Genomic DNA, 15597 nt, shown 5'->3' with positions numbered 1-15597 from the left:
AATAATGAAAACTGAAGCAATAGAAAAAATAGCGGATAATTTAAAGCTGAAAAAAGCGGTTGCCTATGCCATTTTACTGGCTTTGGTCTTTTTGAGCGCTGTATTTGTGGTGTTTCAAGTTTTTGAATACCGTCAGGATTACCGTAAGCTCAGCACGTATATGCGTGAGCGGGATGATTTAAATGCAGAATGGGGCCGGCTGTTGATTGAACAGCAGACTTTCGGCGCGACCGCGCAAATTGGCACGCGGGCTGTGACACAGCTGCGGATGTATTCTCCGCCAGTGGCGCAAACCGTTGTTATCTCTTTACCGCAGACTTCAGACGAGAAAAAATAAGGCTAGCTGTACCATGGTGGATAAGAAAATTAAGCAAACTGTACGGAAAAAGCAGCAGTCTGTGACAGGCCGCAATGTCATTAGTGTTGAAATGTGGCGGTTTTACCTGATGTGGGGTGTGGTGCTGCTGTGCTTTATTGCCTTGGTTGGGCGCGCTTTTTATGTGCAGGTGATTAATAAAGACTTTTTGCAAAACAAAGCCAATGCCAATATTTTAAGAACTGAAAAAGTCAAAGCCATGCGCGGCGTAATTTATGACCGTCATGGTGTGCCTTTGGCCATCAGCACGCCGGTGATGAAAGTGGTTATGGATCCGCGTGACTATTTTGACAATAAAAAGCTGTATGAAGACACGATGGCGCAGCTGGAAAAAGAACCGAATAACCGCAAGCTGAAGCGCCAGTTGCCGGATAAAAACCTGAATTTGGATGAGCTGGCGGATGCCGTCGGCATAGACCGCAAAGACCTGCGCAAAAAGCTCAATGAACGCCCGCGTTCGCGCTATTTGGTGCTGCAAAAAGAAATTCCGCCGCAGCAGGCCGAGCTGATTATGAAGCGGGATTTTCAGGGCGTGTATATGGAGAAAAACTATAAGCGCTATTATCCGCAGCCGCAGCCGAATTCGCAGATTATTGGCTTGACCAACAGTGAAGGCGCTGGGATCGAAGGCTTGGAAATGCAGCTGAATGAGCGCTTGGCAGGCATTGACGGCGAACAGCAGATTGTCCGCGACAAAAAAGGCAACCGTGTGAAAGACCCGGAAGTGGTGAAAGGGGTTGAGCCGGGGGAAAATATTACCCTCAGCATTGATTCACGCCTGCAGTATATTATGTACCGTGAATTAACCGCAGCCGGTGTGGCCAATAATGCCCGTTCAGCAACTGCGATTGCGGTCGATGTCAAAACCGGTGAAATTTTAGCGATGACCAGCTGGCCGTCTTACAACCCGAATGATAAAAGCAGTTTAGGCAATAAAGACGCCATGCGTAACCGCGGCGCAGTGGACTCTTTTGAGCCGGGATCAACCATGAAGCCGATAACGGTTTCTATGGCGCTGGAAAGCGGCAAATACATGCCGAATACGGTGGTGAATACGTCGCCTGGCTCAATGCGTGTAGGCAACCATACCATCCGCGATACCCATAACTATGGCGCCTTAACGCTGGGCGGCATTATTCAAAAATCATCTAACGTCGGTGTGGCAAAAATTGCGCTGTCATTGCCGTATTCAACTTTGCCGACCTTCTATCAGCGTTTAGGCTTCGGTCAGCGTTCCGCAGTTAAATTTCCAGGTGAAAGCGCGGGCTTGATTCTGCCGAAAAGCAAATGGAATGTCTCAGAAGTGGCGACCATGGCTTATGGCTATGGCTTGAATGCGACAGTCCTGCAAATTGCGGATGCTTATGCCATGATGGCCAACAAAGGCGTTAAAATGCCGCTGAGCCTGTATAAGCTGGAAGATCAGCCTCAAGGTGAGCAGATGATTAGCCCTGTCATTGCGGATCAAGTGCTGGCGATGATGGAATCTGCCACCATGCCGGGCGGTACGGCAACCCGCGCGAACGTGTCCGGTTACCGTGTTGGCGGTAAAACAGGCACAGCGCATAAATTGCGCCCAGACCGTAAAGGCTACTCGACCACAGAATACCGCGCGCTGTTTGCCGGCGTTGCGCCAGTGAGCGATCCGCGCATTGCGATGGTGGTTGTGGTTGAAAACCCGAAAGGCAGCTATTTTGGCGGTACGGTTTCTGCGCCTGTTTTTGCACGGGTCATGCAGGAATCTTTACGCTTAATGAACGTGCCTTTAGATAAACCTTTAGATACTCCCCAATCCAGTAAATAGGTGATGAATGTCCATTACATTTCAAGATCTCTACACCGTCAATGAACCCGCTGCATGGATGAAAGAATCCTTCAGCGGATTCAATCTGGATAGCCGGAACGTTACAGCAGGGCAAATTTTTATTGCCCTGACTTCATTTTCGCAGCCGGAAAAAACCGTGCAGTTTGCGCAGGCCGCTTTAGATCAAGGCGCGCTGGGTGTGATTTCGGAAACCGATTTAGGCCTGGAAAAAAGCTGCACTATTGCGCATGTGCGCCATTTGATGGGGCAATGGCAGAAACAGTATTTGCAGTCGGCAGAACCGGTACAGCCTGCGCGGATTATTGCCGTGACAGGCACCAACGGCAAAACCACGATCTCCCGCTTAATTGCGGAATTGCTGATGCTGCAGGGGCAAAAATGCGCGGTGATGGGGACGACAGGCAACGGCATATTGCCAAACTTGGAAGCTTCATCGCATACCACATTAGATGCGCTGCAGATGCAGAATGCTTTACACCGCTATGCTCAGCAAGGTGCTGGATTTGCTTCTATTGAAGCCAGTTCGCACGGTTTGGAGCAGGGCCGTTTAAATGGCTGTGATATTGAAATTGCGGCGTACAGCAACTTAAGCCGTGATCATTTGGATTATCACAAGACGCTGGAAGCATATGCAGAGGCGAAGTCCGGCTTATTCAAATTTGAATCGCTCAAAGCAGCGATTATTAATATTGATGATGCGCATGCTGATGTCATGCTGCAGGCAGCTCAGCATAATCCTGCACAGCCGAAAATTCTGACCTATTCGACTGCGCGGCCCGCGGATTACCGGGTTGAAGCTATTCAATACAGCCTGAATGGCGCTCAGTTTAAGCTGCTGACTGCACAAGGTGAGTTTGATGTTCACAGCCCGCTGCTGGGGCATTTCAATGTCGAAAATCTTGTGGCAAGCCTCATTGCTGCTGAACAGGCCGGTTATGCGTTGCAGGATTTAATTCAGTCTGCGCCGCAGCTGCAAGGCGCGCCGGGGCGCATGCAGGTGATCCGTGATGCGGAGCGTTTATTTATCGTCGATTATGCGCATACGCCGGATGCATTGATTCAAGTGCTGCAGACTCTAAAGCGCCATGTCACCAATGACCTGTGGGCTGTTTTCGGCTGCGGCGGCGACCGTGACCGCGGCAAGCGCCCATTGATGACACAGGCGGCATTGGATCATGCCGATATTGCATTGATTACTTCGGATAACCCGCGTACTGAGAACCCTGAACAGATTTTTGCCGATATGAAAGCCGGCATTGATTTTGGCCAAAAGCAAGTGCATGAAATCCGTGACCGCCGTGAAGCCATTAAATTTGCCGTGGCCAATGCCAAAAATGGCGATATTGTGGTCATAGCAGGCAAAGGTCATGAAAATTATCAGGAAATTGATGGCGTCCGCCATTGGTTTGATGACGTGGTTGAGGTGCAATCTGCAATTGACTCACAGCATCACACCGCAGATTCAGCATATCCAGCGCAATAGGAAATAAGATGCATACCTCAACAACAAGTACCGTGCCTTTAGAGCCTTGGACAGCGGAACAATTGGCAGAGGCCGCTCAAGGTCAATGGCATCAAGGCAGAGCGCCGCAAGGTGACATCAAGCGCATCCTGACAGACTCGCGCCATGCAGAACAGGGCGATGCCTTTTTGGCGCTGAAAGGCGAGCGTTTTGACGCGCATGATTTTATTGCGCAAGTGGCGGGCAATGGTTGCGCAGTGGCCATCGTCAGCCATCCTGTAGATGCTGAGATTTGCCAGCTGGTGGTTGAGGATACCCGTTCGGCTCTTGGCCGGCTGGGCGCTTACCGCCGCGCGCGCAATCCGCAGTTGAAAGTAATTGCATTGACAGGCAGCAGCGGCAAGACCACCACGAAGGAAATGCTGGGCAGCATTTTGTCCCGCCTTGCGCCGACACTGATCACCCGCGGCAATCTGAACAATGACTTAGGCGTGCCGATGATGCTGCTGGAGCTGCGTCCAGAGCATCAGTATGCGGTGATGGAGCTGGGCGCCAGCCATCAGGGCGAAATTGACTATACCTCTAATCTGGTTCAGCCTCAGGCCGCAGGGATTATCAATATCGGCACAGCGCATATGGGCGAATTTGGCGGCCGGGACGGCATTTGCCGCGCCAAATCGGAAATTTACAGCCATATTGCCAAAACCGGCACATCGATTGTGCCGGCAGCGGATGATTTCAGCGATAAAATCCACAGTGCTGTGCAGACAGAAAAAGTCATGAGTTTTGGCGCAGGCGGTGATGTCTTTGCCACAGAGATCGAGCTGCATTCTCAATCCTCAAGTTTTACTTTAAATACGCCTGCAGGCGCGCGCCATGTGGATTTGCCATTTGCTGGCGAGCATAATGTGCAAAATGCCTCGGCGGCTGCGGCTTTTGCCTTGTCTATCGGCATCGGCTTGGATGATATTGCTGCCGGCCTGGAGAACGCCACAGGGGCGAAGGGCCGCCTGAATTTTATTCAGCATAAAAATCATTTGTTTATTGATGATACTTACAATGCCAATCCAACCTCTATGCGCGCCGCCGCGGAGGTCTTAGCGCAGCAGGGCGGCATTAAAGTGATGGTGATGGGCGATATTGGCGAACTGGGAAGCAGCGCCGCGCAGCAGCATTACATGCTGGGGCGTGACCTGGTCTCTGTCAAAGGTGTAAACTTTGTGATTGCTGTCGGTGAATTTTCACCTGCGGTGCAGGAAGGCGCACGCAGCACCCAGTACGGCAAAAAATTGCAGGCGTTTTTAACGCAAGCGCAGGCGCTGCCTCTTTTATTAAGTCTCGTTGAAACACATCAGCCTCAGTCCATGAGTTTCCTGTTTAAAGGTTCCCGCTATACCCACATGGAAACATTGATGGCTGACTTGATGGAGAAACTCTAAATGTTGTTATGGTTATTTGAACATCTTGCGGGCTATCACAGCTCGTTTCAGGTTGTTCGTTATTTGACATTGCGTTCACTGCTGAGCGTACTGACTGCGCTGACGATTGGATTGGCTTTAGGGCCAGTCATGATCCGCAAGCTGCAGGCTTTGAAATACGGCCAAGCGGTAAGCTCATTTGCGCCTGAAAACCATGCAAAGAAAATGGGCACGCCAACCATGGGCGGCATACTGGTGCTGCTCTCCATCGGCATCTCAACTTTGCTGTGGGCGGATTTATCCAATCCATATGTCTGGATTGTACTGGCTGTGATGGTGATATTTGGCGCAGTCGGCTGGGCTGATGACTGGATTAAAGTCCGCTATAAAGATAATGCCGGCCTGCCGGCGAAGAAAAAGTTCTTCTGGACTTCTGTGGGTTCTTTGGGGGCGGGTATTGCGCTGTATGTGATTGCCACACATCAGGCGAATCCTGTGCATACGGCAGATATGCTGGATGTGCTGATTCCATTCTTTAAAGAAATCAGCATTCCGCTGTCTGCGATTCCACTGGGCATTGGCTTTATTCTTTTCACCTATTTAGTGATTAACGGCGCATCCAATGCGGTCAACCTGACCGATGGCTTGGATGGCCTGGCGATCATGCCGATTGTGCTGGTGGCTGCAGGCTTAGGCGTATTTGCTTATTTAGGCGGCGATGCGCGCTTTGCAAATTATCTGCATATTCCTTATGTGAAGTATGCCTCTGAATTGGTGGTGATCTGCGCCGCCATGATCGGCGCAGGCTTGGCCTTCCTTTGGTATAATGCGCATCCAGCTCAAGTCTTCATGGGTGACGTCGGCGCATTGTCTTTAGGCGCAATGCTGGGCACCATCGCAGTGATGGTGCGTCAGGAAATCGTATTCGCCATTATGGGCGGTGTATTTGTGGTCGAGGCAATTTCAGTCTTTCTGCAAATCGGCTCGCTGCGCATGCGCAACAAGCGGGTATTTTTGATGGCGCCGCTGCATCACCATTATGAGAAAAAAGGCTGGCGTGAAACCCAAGTCGTGATCCGTTTTTGGATTATTACAATTATGCTGGTAGTTTTGGGTCTAATGACTTTAAAATTGCGTTAAGCGAATTGAATCTGAAAAGCCGGCATTTGCCGGCTTTTTTTATGCCTGAATGGCTTTGGAGAAAATGATGAATCTGCTGATGTGTCCAGTTTGCCATAAGCAATTAAAGCTGACAGACAAGACATGGCGCTGTGACAACAATCACAGTTATGATGTGGCAAAGCAGGGCTATGTCAATTTACATGTGGTACAGCATAAGCACAGTAAAAATCCAGGGGATACGCCTGAATCTGTACAGGCGCGCCGTGCATTTTTAAGCGCAGGCCATTATGCGCCGCTGCAGCAGGCAGCCGTTGAAAAAATTAAGGCATTGCGCATTGAAAATTTATTGGATATCGGCTGCGGCGAAGGCTATTACACCAATGCGATGCATAGCGAAGTGATGCAGTGTGTAGGGGTGGATATTGCTAAAAATGCAGTACAGGCCGCCGCCAAATTGAATAAAAATATCACATGGGTGGTGGGGACGGGTTCAACGCTGCCGGTGCTGGAGCATTCTGTTGATTTGTGCACCAGTTTGTTCAGCCCGATTCCCAAAGATGAAATCTTGCGGGTGCTGAAGCCTCAGGGCTATTTGATGGTGGTCACCCCTGGGCCGCAGCATTTGTATGCGCTGCGTGAGGCGCTGTTTGAAGAGGTGCAGGCGCATGATCCGCATAAATTTGCGCATCAGCTGGAAGATGCTTTTGAGCTGACGGAAGAGCTGATCATCGATGCCCCAATGGTCTTGCCGCAGCAGGATCTTAAAAATCTGATTGCCATGACGCCATATGCCTATAAGGCGAAGCCTGAACGCAGACTTGCTCTGGAAGCTCAAGCGGAAATTGAACTAACAGCACAATTTCAAATATTTATTTTCCAGAAAAAATAAGGCTGCATTGAAATTTAAAAAGCCCTCATAAGAGGGCTTTTTAAATTTCAATGGTTTTTACTCAACCTGTTCGATGAGTTCTCCCAGTGCATCTGAATGCGCTTTAGGCGCAGACGGAGCAGGGCGGTTTTGCATTGCAGGCGGTGCGCTATTATTCGGCACTAACATTTCTTCACCGGGCAAATCTGCAAAATCATTTTGAGATGGGCTGCGGGCGGCAGGTGCGGGCGCCGGACGGTAAATTGGCTGCGCTAATGGCGGTGCCGCGCGGTCACGCGCCTGATCCGCAGCAGGGTCATTGCTGGCTGCTTGATTGCGGTTGATTGGCGCTTTGGCATTTTTATCTAAGCGCACCCAAGACTCAGGCGTATCTTTCAATGCATTTGCCATAAAGTTTGTCCAAACAGGCAATGCGGCGACACCGCCATACTCACGGCGTCCGAGCGTGGCGGGCTGGTCAAAGCCAACCCATGCAATCGCGACTAATTTGCTGTTAAAGCCTGCGAACCAGGCATCTTTAGCATCATTGGTGGTTCCTGTTTTGCCGCCAATGTCATTCCTGCCAATTTTCAGCGCAGCGCGTCCAGTACCGTGCTGAATGACATCCCGCAAGATGTTGGCCATATCAAAAGCTGAGCTGGATTTGAGAATCCGTGTCGCCTGGCGGTAGTCTGCAGTATCAATTTCATTTTCAGGCTGCATTTGGGCAGCGCCAGCGACTTGGAAGGCTTCATCATCAGGCGTAACCGGTTCATTCGCATCCAGAGGCTGATCTTTTTCATTGATGCATTGAATGCAAGCATATTCAGGGTTGGATTGGTAAATGACCTTGCCGTATGCATCTTCAATCCGGTCAATAAAATGCGGCTGAATGCGGTAACCGCCATTGGCGAAAGTCGCATAGCCTGTCGCCATCTGCACAGGCAAGACCTGCGGTGTGCCGAGGGCAATCGTGTAGTTGCGCGGAATTTGGTTTTCCTGCAGGCCGAAATCCATAAATAACTGGCGCGTGCGTTCAATGCCCACTATTTGCAGCAGGCGCACAGATACGGTATTGCGCGACAAGTACAGCGCGCGGCGCAAAGGAATCATGCCTAAATAGCGGCCATCCGAGTTTTTCGGCGTCCATTTGCCAATGGTGATTGGGCTGTCATTGACCATGCTGTAGGGCGTCATGCCGCGTTCTAAAGCCAAGGCGTAGACGAAAGGCTTGATGGTTGAGCCGGGCTGGCGCCAGCCTTGTAATGCGCGGTTGAATTTGGACTGATAGAAATTGTAGCCGCCAGCAATGGCTTCAATCGCGCCATTATTAGGATTCAGCGCGATCAGCTGGCCTTGCGCTTTGGGAATCTGCACTAAGGACCAAGAGGTTTTGTCCTGATTGGGGCGCAAACGGATAATATCTTTTACTTTCACAATTTGCGAAGCATTGCTTGGCGCATTGCCTACGCTGTTGGCATTGCGGTAGGGACGCGCCCATGACATGCCTGACCACGGCACGGTTACCGTAGAGCCATCCTGCATTAAAGCGTCAAAAGTCGATGATCCGACTTTTATCACTTCTGCGGGAAAGGTATTGGCATAAGCCATAAACTCCGACAGCGGTTTGTCATGCGCTTCCGCGCCGCGCCAGCCGTGACGGCGGTCATAATCCTCCAAACCGTTTTGCACCGCTTCTTCAGCATAGGCTTGGCGCTTGCTGTTGATAGTCGTATACACCTTATAGCCTGAATCAGTTGCCTGTTCACCCAGCGTCTGCACGAGTTCGGAGCGGACCATTTCGCCGACATACGGGAAGCGGTTGCTGACGCCCCGTTCAGGCATATCCAGACTGATGGGTTCAGCAATGGCTTTTTGGTATTCGGGCTGATTGATATAGCCAAGCTGAAGCATGCGGCCTAAAATCCAGTTGCGGCGTTCAAGGGCACGTTTGGGATTGGCGACAGGATTGTACTTTGACGGCGCTTTTGGCAGGCCGGAAATCATCGCCATCTGCGCGGTAGTAAGCTCGTCTAAATTTTTGTTGTAATAGATCTTAGCGGCAGCTGCAATGCCATAGGCATTTTTGCCTAAAAAGATTTTATTGACATACAGCGTTAAAATTTCTTCTTTACTGAGGTTCTCTTCAATTTTCCGCGCTAAAAAGATTTCAGTCAGTTTGCGCTTTAGGGTGCGTTCAGGGCTTAAATAGTAGTTTTTGGCAACCTGCATGGTAATGGTGGACCCGCCGGTCTGTACATCAGAGCCGGTGACGCTTTCACTGACCGCGCGGCCAATGCCTTTAAAGCTGATGCCGCTGTGCTCAAAAAATGACGAATCTTCGGCTGCTAAAAAGGCATGGATAAAAGTGGGCGGAATTTGATTGTATTCCACTGGCACGGACAGTTTGCCCCCATACTCGGCAATCAGCTCATTATCTGCACTATACACTTGCAAAGGCTTTAGTAACGGCGCCTTTTTTAAGATAGACATTTCAGGTAAAGATGGGGCAATATAGAGATACATGCCATAGAAACCCATCGGAATTGAGACCAATACAATAATTAGGATCAAAAAAAATGGATGAACAAGGCCTGAACAAGATAGCTTTTTCATAACAAGTAAGTTTTAATAAGAGCTAATGGCAAACTAATTAGCGGTCAGTATATCCTTAAGCCGTGCAGATTGTTATATGAGATATTGTATCTGCATAAAATTATAGACCAAATCTAATTAGTGAGTTAATTTTTTGGGGATAAAAAAATAATAGGAATTATATTGTGCTCAGGTTATATCGTAAGCCAAATAAGGGGTTGATGGGAGTCGATATTAGTTCGACTTCTGTTAAGGTTTTGGAACTTTCTGTAAAAAGTGGACGGTATTGGGTAGAAAGCTATGCTTTGGTACCTTTGTCGGAAGGAAGCGTTGTTGAAAAAAACATCTTAAATCCAGAAGCTGTGGGCGATTCACTAGAGCGTGCGATTAATTTAGCCAATACTCAAACAGTGAATGCCGCCTTGGCCATACCAACTTCAATGGTGATTACAAAAATCATTGAGATGGATGCTGATATGACGAGTGATGAGCGTGAAGTTCAAATTCGTATGGATGCGGAGCAGTATATTCCTTTCCCTTTGGATGAAGCGAGCCTTGACTTTGAAGTTATTCCAGACCGTTTATCCAACCCAAACCGTGTCAATGTTCTGCTGGTAGCCACTCGAATTGAAAATATTGAAGCGCGTTCTGAAGTGCTGGAGCTGGCAGGCTTGTCGCCTAAAATCGCCGATGTAGAAAGCTTTGCTTTGGAAAATGCATTTAAAGTATTTGCTGATACATTGCCAATGGGGGTGAAAACTGTTGGGATCTTGGATATTGGGCACAGCATGACGACTTTGTCTGTGATGCAGAATAATAAAGTCATTTATACCCGTGAACAGGTTTTTGGCGGCAAGCAGTTAACTCAAGAAATTCAAAACCGCTATGGCCTATCTTTTGAAGAAGCAGGGCGCGCAAAAAAAACCCGCGCATTGCCGGATGATTATGATATTGAAGTTCTGGAGCCGTTTTTAGAAGCGGTTGTGCAGCAGGCGGCGCGCTCATTGCAGTTTTTCTTTTCATCTTCACAGTTTAATGAAATTGACCATATTTTGCTGGCTGGCGGGAATGCCAATATTCCGGGATTAGCAAAATTGCTGCAGCAGAAGCTGGGTTACCGGGTCACGATTGCCAATCCATTTTTGCAAATGGGTTTTTCACCTCAAATTGATATTAAAAAAATTGAAAATGACGCTTCATCGCTCTTGGTGGCATGTGGTTTAGCATTGAGGAGTTTTGATTGATGGCAAAAATTAACCTGCTCCCTTGGCGCGATGCGCTCAGAGAGAAACGAAAAAAAGAATTTATTGCGATTTGCATTGGGGCGTTTTTTATTGGGGTTTTAGGGGTTGGTTCAACTTGGCTGTATTTTGATAACCGCTTGCAGGATCAGGAACAAGCGAATCAGCTTATTGTCAGCACCAATCAAAATTTGGATATCCAGCTGAAGTCGCTGGAAGGCTTGCAGGAACAGCGCAACGCGATTGTTGAACGGATGAAGCTGATTCAAGGCCTGCAAGGCCAGCGGCCAATTGCAGTTCATCTGGTTGATGAACTGGTTCGTGTTACCCCAAGCAATGTGTATATTACGAAATTTAGCCGTTTGGGTGATAAATTCACATTGGAAGGCAAGGCGGAAAGTCCAAATACAGTTGCGGAACTGCTCCGTAATCTTGAGGCTTCCTCATGGTACCGCAATGCATTCATGAGTTCTTTCTTAGCAACAGAAGATAAAAAAGATCAGGCGGCTAGCTCTATTGTGCCCCGTATTGAAGATAGCTATGGAACATTTACTGTAACTGCTGATTTGGACGCTATTGCACAGCCTGAATTGTCTGGAGTTGATTCTGTGGCTGCGGCACAACCAGGCAATGCTGTCAGTCAAGGCACCACTGCAGCTTCTACACCGGAGGCTGCCAAATGAGCCGTGAAGAATTTGAAGAATTAAGTCAAGAAGCTGTGCTTGCGCCAAAGAAAAAACTGACTTTGGATAAATTTTTACAGCAATTCAATACACTGGATACTAATAATTATGGCAGCTGGCCTTTATCTGTAAAGATCACCTGCTGGATTTTTATCATTCTGCTGGTGTTCGTTTTAGGCTATTTCTTAGCGATTAAAGGCAAGATGGATGATATCTCTAATGCGAATGCACAAGAGCAAAACTTGCTGAATGAATTTAGGGAAAAGGACTCTAAACTCCGCAATTTGCAGCAGTATCAAATGCAGCTGCAGGAGATGGAAGCGCGCTTTAATCAGCAATTGGAGCAATTGCCCAAAGAAACTGAAATTCCTGGTTTGGTTGAGGATATTAACTTAACTGGCGTGAACTCTGGCTTGAAGTTTAAAAATATCCGTCTTGAGCCTGAAGTGAAGCAAGAGTTCTTTATTGAGCAGCCGATCGCGATTGATGCGACGGGCGATTACCATTCATTTGGCGCATTTGTCAGCGGCATTGCGGGATTGTCTCGGATTGTCACTTTGCATGATTTTGAGATAACGGCAACGGAAAATAAAGAAAAAAGAACGGATATTCCAAAGGTTGATTACAGCTTAAAAGCGAAAACTTACCGCTATATTGGTAATAGCGATGAAGCCGGTGATGCTAAAGAAAATCAAGCGGCGCCAGCAGGAGAAGCAAACTAATGAAAATTCAAAAAATTTCTATGTTTGTAATGCTGGGTGTTGCGCTTTCAGGTTGTGAGTCTCGGATTGATGTGGTTAATCAAGAGATGGCGAATATCCGCAATCAGCAGCCAATCCCAATCGAACCTGCACCTGATTTCGTGCCTGCTGAAAGCTTTAATTATGCAGCGCAGCAATTGAGAAGCCCTTTCATGCCTGGTTCATTGGCGTCTGAATTGAAAATAATGGCAGGAAAGCGGGTTTATCCAAATTTAAACCGTCAGTTGCAGCCGCTGGAAAGCTATCCGATTGAAAATTTAAATTTAAAAGGAAGCTTGCGGAATCAATCAGGGCAAATTATGGCATTAATCCAAACGCCTGATGGTCAAGTTGAACGAGTGCAGGTAGGCAGCTATATGGGGCTTAATCATGGCCGTATTATAAAAATCACACCAACTCAGATTGATGTAATGGAAATTATTCCAGATGGGCGAGAAGGTTATGTTGAACGTCCTAGAAGTCTTATATTAATTGGACCAGCACCTTAAGTTTAAAGGAATAAAAATGAAAAATAGTGTTAAAGATTTTATTTTTGGGGATGGCAATACAATGAATCAAGTGTTTCGTCAGTTTTCAATGGGTGCAGTTGCAATAGCGGTCATGCAGGCTGCCAGCGCTCAAGTCAGTATGACGAATATCGTGCCAATGCAGATTCCAGGTCAGGGCACTGAAATTCGTGTGATGTTTAATGGTTTGCCTCCGCAGCCTCAGGCTTATCAGCTTGAACAGCCTTCACGCCTGATTTTAGATTTTGATAAAGCGGATCAGAAGCTAAAGCAAAATTCAATTCCGGTTGCAACCAGTGAAGCGGATTCGGTTGATATTAGTTCGGATGCACAGCGTTCACGCTTAACGGTGAATTTGGCCAATGCTGGCGCTTTCACAACTCGAGTTGAAGGCAATACCTTTATTCTGAAAATCAATTCAGCAACAGATGCCCAAGTACAGCCGGCAATAAAGGCTCAAGCGCAGGGTATTTCTAATATTGGCTTTAATCGCGGAGCGAATGGCGAAGGCCAGATTGTCGTAGATTTGCTGGGGGGGAATACGCCAGTAGATGTACAGCAGCAAGGCAGTAAAATTGTTATTCGTACATTGGGTAATAAAGTGCCTGCACATTTAACCCGCCGCTTGAATGTGAATGATTTTGCTACGCCTGTTTCGATTGTTGATGCGCATAATGATGGTAGCAATGGCGTTATTACCATTCAATCATCGGGTAATTTTGAGTATATGGCATATCAAACTGACAATAAGCTGACAGTTAGCCTTAAACGTCCTGAAGATAAGAATCCTTTACGCCCTAAAGCGTCAAATCATTATACGGGTAAAAAGATTTCTCTAGATTTTCAAGATATTGAAGTGCGCCGTGTACTTCAATTGCTGGCTGATTTTACTGGAATCAATATGGTTGCTTCTGATTCGGTGCAAGGCAATATAACCTTGCGTATGAAGGATGTGCCATGGGATCAAGCTCTAGACATTGTGTTAAAAACAAAAAACCTGGATAAGCGCCGTAATGGCAATGTGATTTGGATTGCTCCTGTATCAGAATTAATTAAATCTGAAGATGAAGAGGCGAAAGCAATTGCGCAAAGTATTAAATTGGCGCCGATTCAAACTGAATATATTCAATTGAGTTATGCAAAAGCTGCTGATGTTTTAAAATTGCTTGAAGATTCTCGCAATAGTAAAGGTGCTGAAACTAATGGTACGGCAGGCACAAACTCATTAGCATTAGAAAGCCTATTGAGCCCCCGTGGCAGTGCAGTCGCGGATACTCGAACAAATACATTGATTGTTAACGATACTGCGCAGAATATTGATAAAGTCCGTAAAATGATCGATCTGCTGGATGTTTCTGTTAAGCAAGTTATGGTTGAGGCTAGAATTGTCCGAGCATCAACTGAATTCAGTAAGCAAATGGGGGTGAAGTGGGGTATCCTTTCACAAGGCATAACCAACAATAATAATCTGTTGGTTGGCGGCAGTGATACAACGCTATGGGATCTGCGTGATCCTGATGATGAAGGCAAGTATACAATTCAACGGCCAGATAATTTAAATGTAGATCTGGGTGTAACAGCAACAGGAGCAAGCAAGATTGCATTCGGGCTAATTAGCTTATCTGATTTTATGCTGGATCTTGAGCTTTCTGCATTACAGGCAGACGGTTACGGAGAGGTAATTTCTACTCCGAAAGTTTTGACAGCTGACAAACAGCAAGCAAAAGTGGCATCTGGCACACAAATTCCGTATCAGTCGGCTGAAGGTGGCGGTCAAAATGCTGTGTCAAAAACAGAGTTTATTGATGCAACTTTGAGCCTAGATGTAACACCAAGCATTACGCCGGAAGGCCGAGTTCAAATGAATCTGCAGATTAAAAATAATTCAATCGGCGGTGTGACTCCAACAGGACAGTACACAATTAATAAAAATGAAATTAATACTAATGTATTGGTCGACAATGGTGAAACTATTGTGCTTGGGGGGATTTTTGAACAGCAGACAATTAATAATCAAACAAAAGTTCCATTTTTAGGAGATCTTCCTTATCTAGGGCGTTTATTCCGTAAAGATGTGAAGACCGATAATAAGAGCGAGTTGCTAATTTTTGTAACACCTCGAATTGTTAATGACAGTGTTGTTAGAAATCATTAATATATTTTGAATTTAACAAAATAAATAGGTGACTCCTTGCCAAGCAAAGAGTTTGACTCCCTACCAAATATCTATTTGGTAGGGCCAATGGGGGCAGGAAAAACAACAGTCGGGCGGCATTTGGCCGAATTGTTAGGGCGTGAATTTCTTGACAGCGATCATGAAATTGAACGTAAAACAGGTGCAACCATTCCGTGGATCTTCGAAAAAGAAGGTGAGCAGGGATTTCGCAGCCGTGAAACTGTTGTAATTGATGAGTTGACTGCGCGGCGCCAGCTGGTATTGGCGACTGGCGGCGGTGCGGTGACTCAAGCTCCCAACCGAGAGTTTTTAAAAAAGCGCGGTATTGTGGTTTATCTTTATACACCGGTGGAGATTCAGCTGCAGCGGACTTACCGAGATAAAAACCGCCCTCTTCTTCAAGTCGAAAATCCAGAAAAAAAATTGAAAGACTTGCTTGAAATCCGAGATCCTCTTTATCGGGAAGTTGCAGATCATATTATTGAAACGAATCAAGGCGCTGCCCGTGATTTAGCGCAAAAGATCTTAAATTTAATTCTTTCTCGAAATGCCGTAAATTAAATA

General features: G+C 47.0%; 13 protein-coding genes. 12 read left to right on the top strand and 1 reads right to left on the bottom strand.

Annotation, left to right across the window (positions count from 1 at the left end; translation table 11 throughout):
• Positions 1–4 precede the first annotated feature (4 nt).
• The 6 genes from ftsL to F941_RS15430 all read left to right on the top strand — a co-directional run bounded on the left by ftsL (position 5) and on the right by F941_RS15430 (position 7092).
• Entirely contained in the window at positions 5–337 is a 333-nt protein-coding gene (ftsL, locus tag F941_RS15455; protein ID WP_005013222.1) for a cell division protein FtsL, read from the top strand.
• A 13-nt stretch (positions 338–350) separates the two neighbouring features.
• A complete protein-coding gene (gene ftsI, locus F941_RS15450; RefSeq protein WP_005013221.1) occupies positions 351–2180 on the top strand; it encodes a penicillin-binding protein PBP3 in 1830 nt (609 codons plus the stop codon).
• Between the two features lie 7 nt (positions 2181–2187).
• A complete protein-coding gene (locus tag F941_RS15445; RefSeq protein ID WP_005013219.1) occupies positions 2188–3684 on the top strand; it encodes a UDP-N-acetylmuramoyl-L-alanyl-D-glutamate--2,6-diaminopimelate ligase in 1497 nt (498 codons plus the stop codon).
• 8 nt (positions 3685–3692) lie between these two features.
• Complete coding sequence (locus tag F941_RS15440) at positions 3693–5102, top strand: UDP-N-acetylmuramoyl-tripeptide--D-alanyl-D-alanine ligase (RefSeq protein ID WP_005013218.1); 1410 nt, start codon at positions 3693–3695, stop codon at positions 5100–5102.
• Positions 5103–6221 (top strand): phospho-N-acetylmuramoyl-pentapeptide-transferase, encoded by a 1119-nt coding sequence (gene mraY / locus F941_RS15435; RefSeq protein WP_005013216.1) that lies wholly within the window; start codon positions 5103–5105, stop codon positions 6219–6221.
• A gap of 67 nt (positions 6222–6288) precedes the next feature.
• Complete coding sequence (locus F941_RS15430; protein ID WP_005013212.1) at positions 6289–7092, top strand: putative RNA methyltransferase; 804 nt, start codon at positions 6289–6291, stop codon at positions 7090–7092.
• Positions 7093–7149: 57 nt separating this feature from the next.
• Here F941_RS15430 and ponA read toward each other — a convergent pair whose 3' ends face one another.
• Complete coding sequence (gene ponA / locus F941_RS15425) at positions 7150–9687, bottom strand: penicillin-binding protein PBP1a (protein WP_005013209.1); 2538 nt, start codon at positions 9685–9687, stop codon at positions 7150–7152.
• Positions 9688–9851: 164 nt separating this feature from the next.
• Here ponA and F941_RS15420 point away from each other — a divergent pair, with 164 nt between their 5' ends.
• The 6 genes from F941_RS15420 to aroK are packed head-to-tail and all read left to right on the top strand — an operon-like array spanning position 9852 to position 15594.
• Positions 9852–10910 (top strand): pilus assembly protein PilM, encoded by a 1059-nt coding sequence (locus tag F941_RS15420; RefSeq protein WP_005013208.1) that lies wholly within the window; start codon positions 9852–9854, stop codon positions 10908–10910.
• On the top strand, positions 10910–11590 hold the full coding sequence (locus F941_RS15415; RefSeq protein ID WP_005013206.1) for a PilN domain-containing protein: 681 nt from the start codon (positions 10910–10912) through the stop codon (positions 11588–11590). Before F941_RS15420 ends, F941_RS15415 begins: the two co-directional genes overlap by 1 nt.
• Complete coding sequence (locus tag F941_RS15410; protein ID WP_005013205.1) at positions 11587–12312, top strand: type IV pilus inner membrane component PilO; 726 nt, start codon at positions 11587–11589, stop codon at positions 12310–12312. Before F941_RS15415 ends, F941_RS15410 begins: the two co-directional genes overlap by 4 nt.
• A complete protein-coding gene (locus F941_RS15405) occupies positions 12312–12839 on the top strand; it encodes a pilus assembly protein PilP (RefSeq protein ID WP_005013202.1) in 528 nt (175 codons plus the stop codon). The genes F941_RS15410 and F941_RS15405 overlap by 1 nt, the downstream gene beginning before the upstream one ends.
• 16 nt (positions 12840–12855) lie before the next feature.
• Positions 12856–15012: a type IV pilus secretin PilQ gene (locus tag F941_RS15400; protein WP_005013200.1), complete on the top strand. Its 2157-nt coding sequence runs from the start codon at positions 12856–12858 to the stop codon at positions 15010–15012.
• Between the two features lie 36 nt (positions 15013–15048).
• Positions 15049–15594, top strand: coding sequence for a shikimate kinase AroK (gene aroK, locus F941_RS15395; protein ID WP_005013198.1), 546 nt, complete (start codon positions 15049–15051; stop codon positions 15592–15594).
• Positions 15595–15597: the final 3 nt, after the last annotated feature.

Origin of the sequence: Acinetobacter bouvetii DSM 14964 = CIP 107468 (assembly GCF_000368865.1) — a bacterium.
Classification (GTDB): Bacteria; Pseudomonadota; Gammaproteobacteria; order Pseudomonadales; family Moraxellaceae; genus Acinetobacter; species Acinetobacter bouvetii.
Note: the sequence above shows the minus strand (reverse complement) of the source record. Positions and strands in the feature narration are given on the sequence as shown.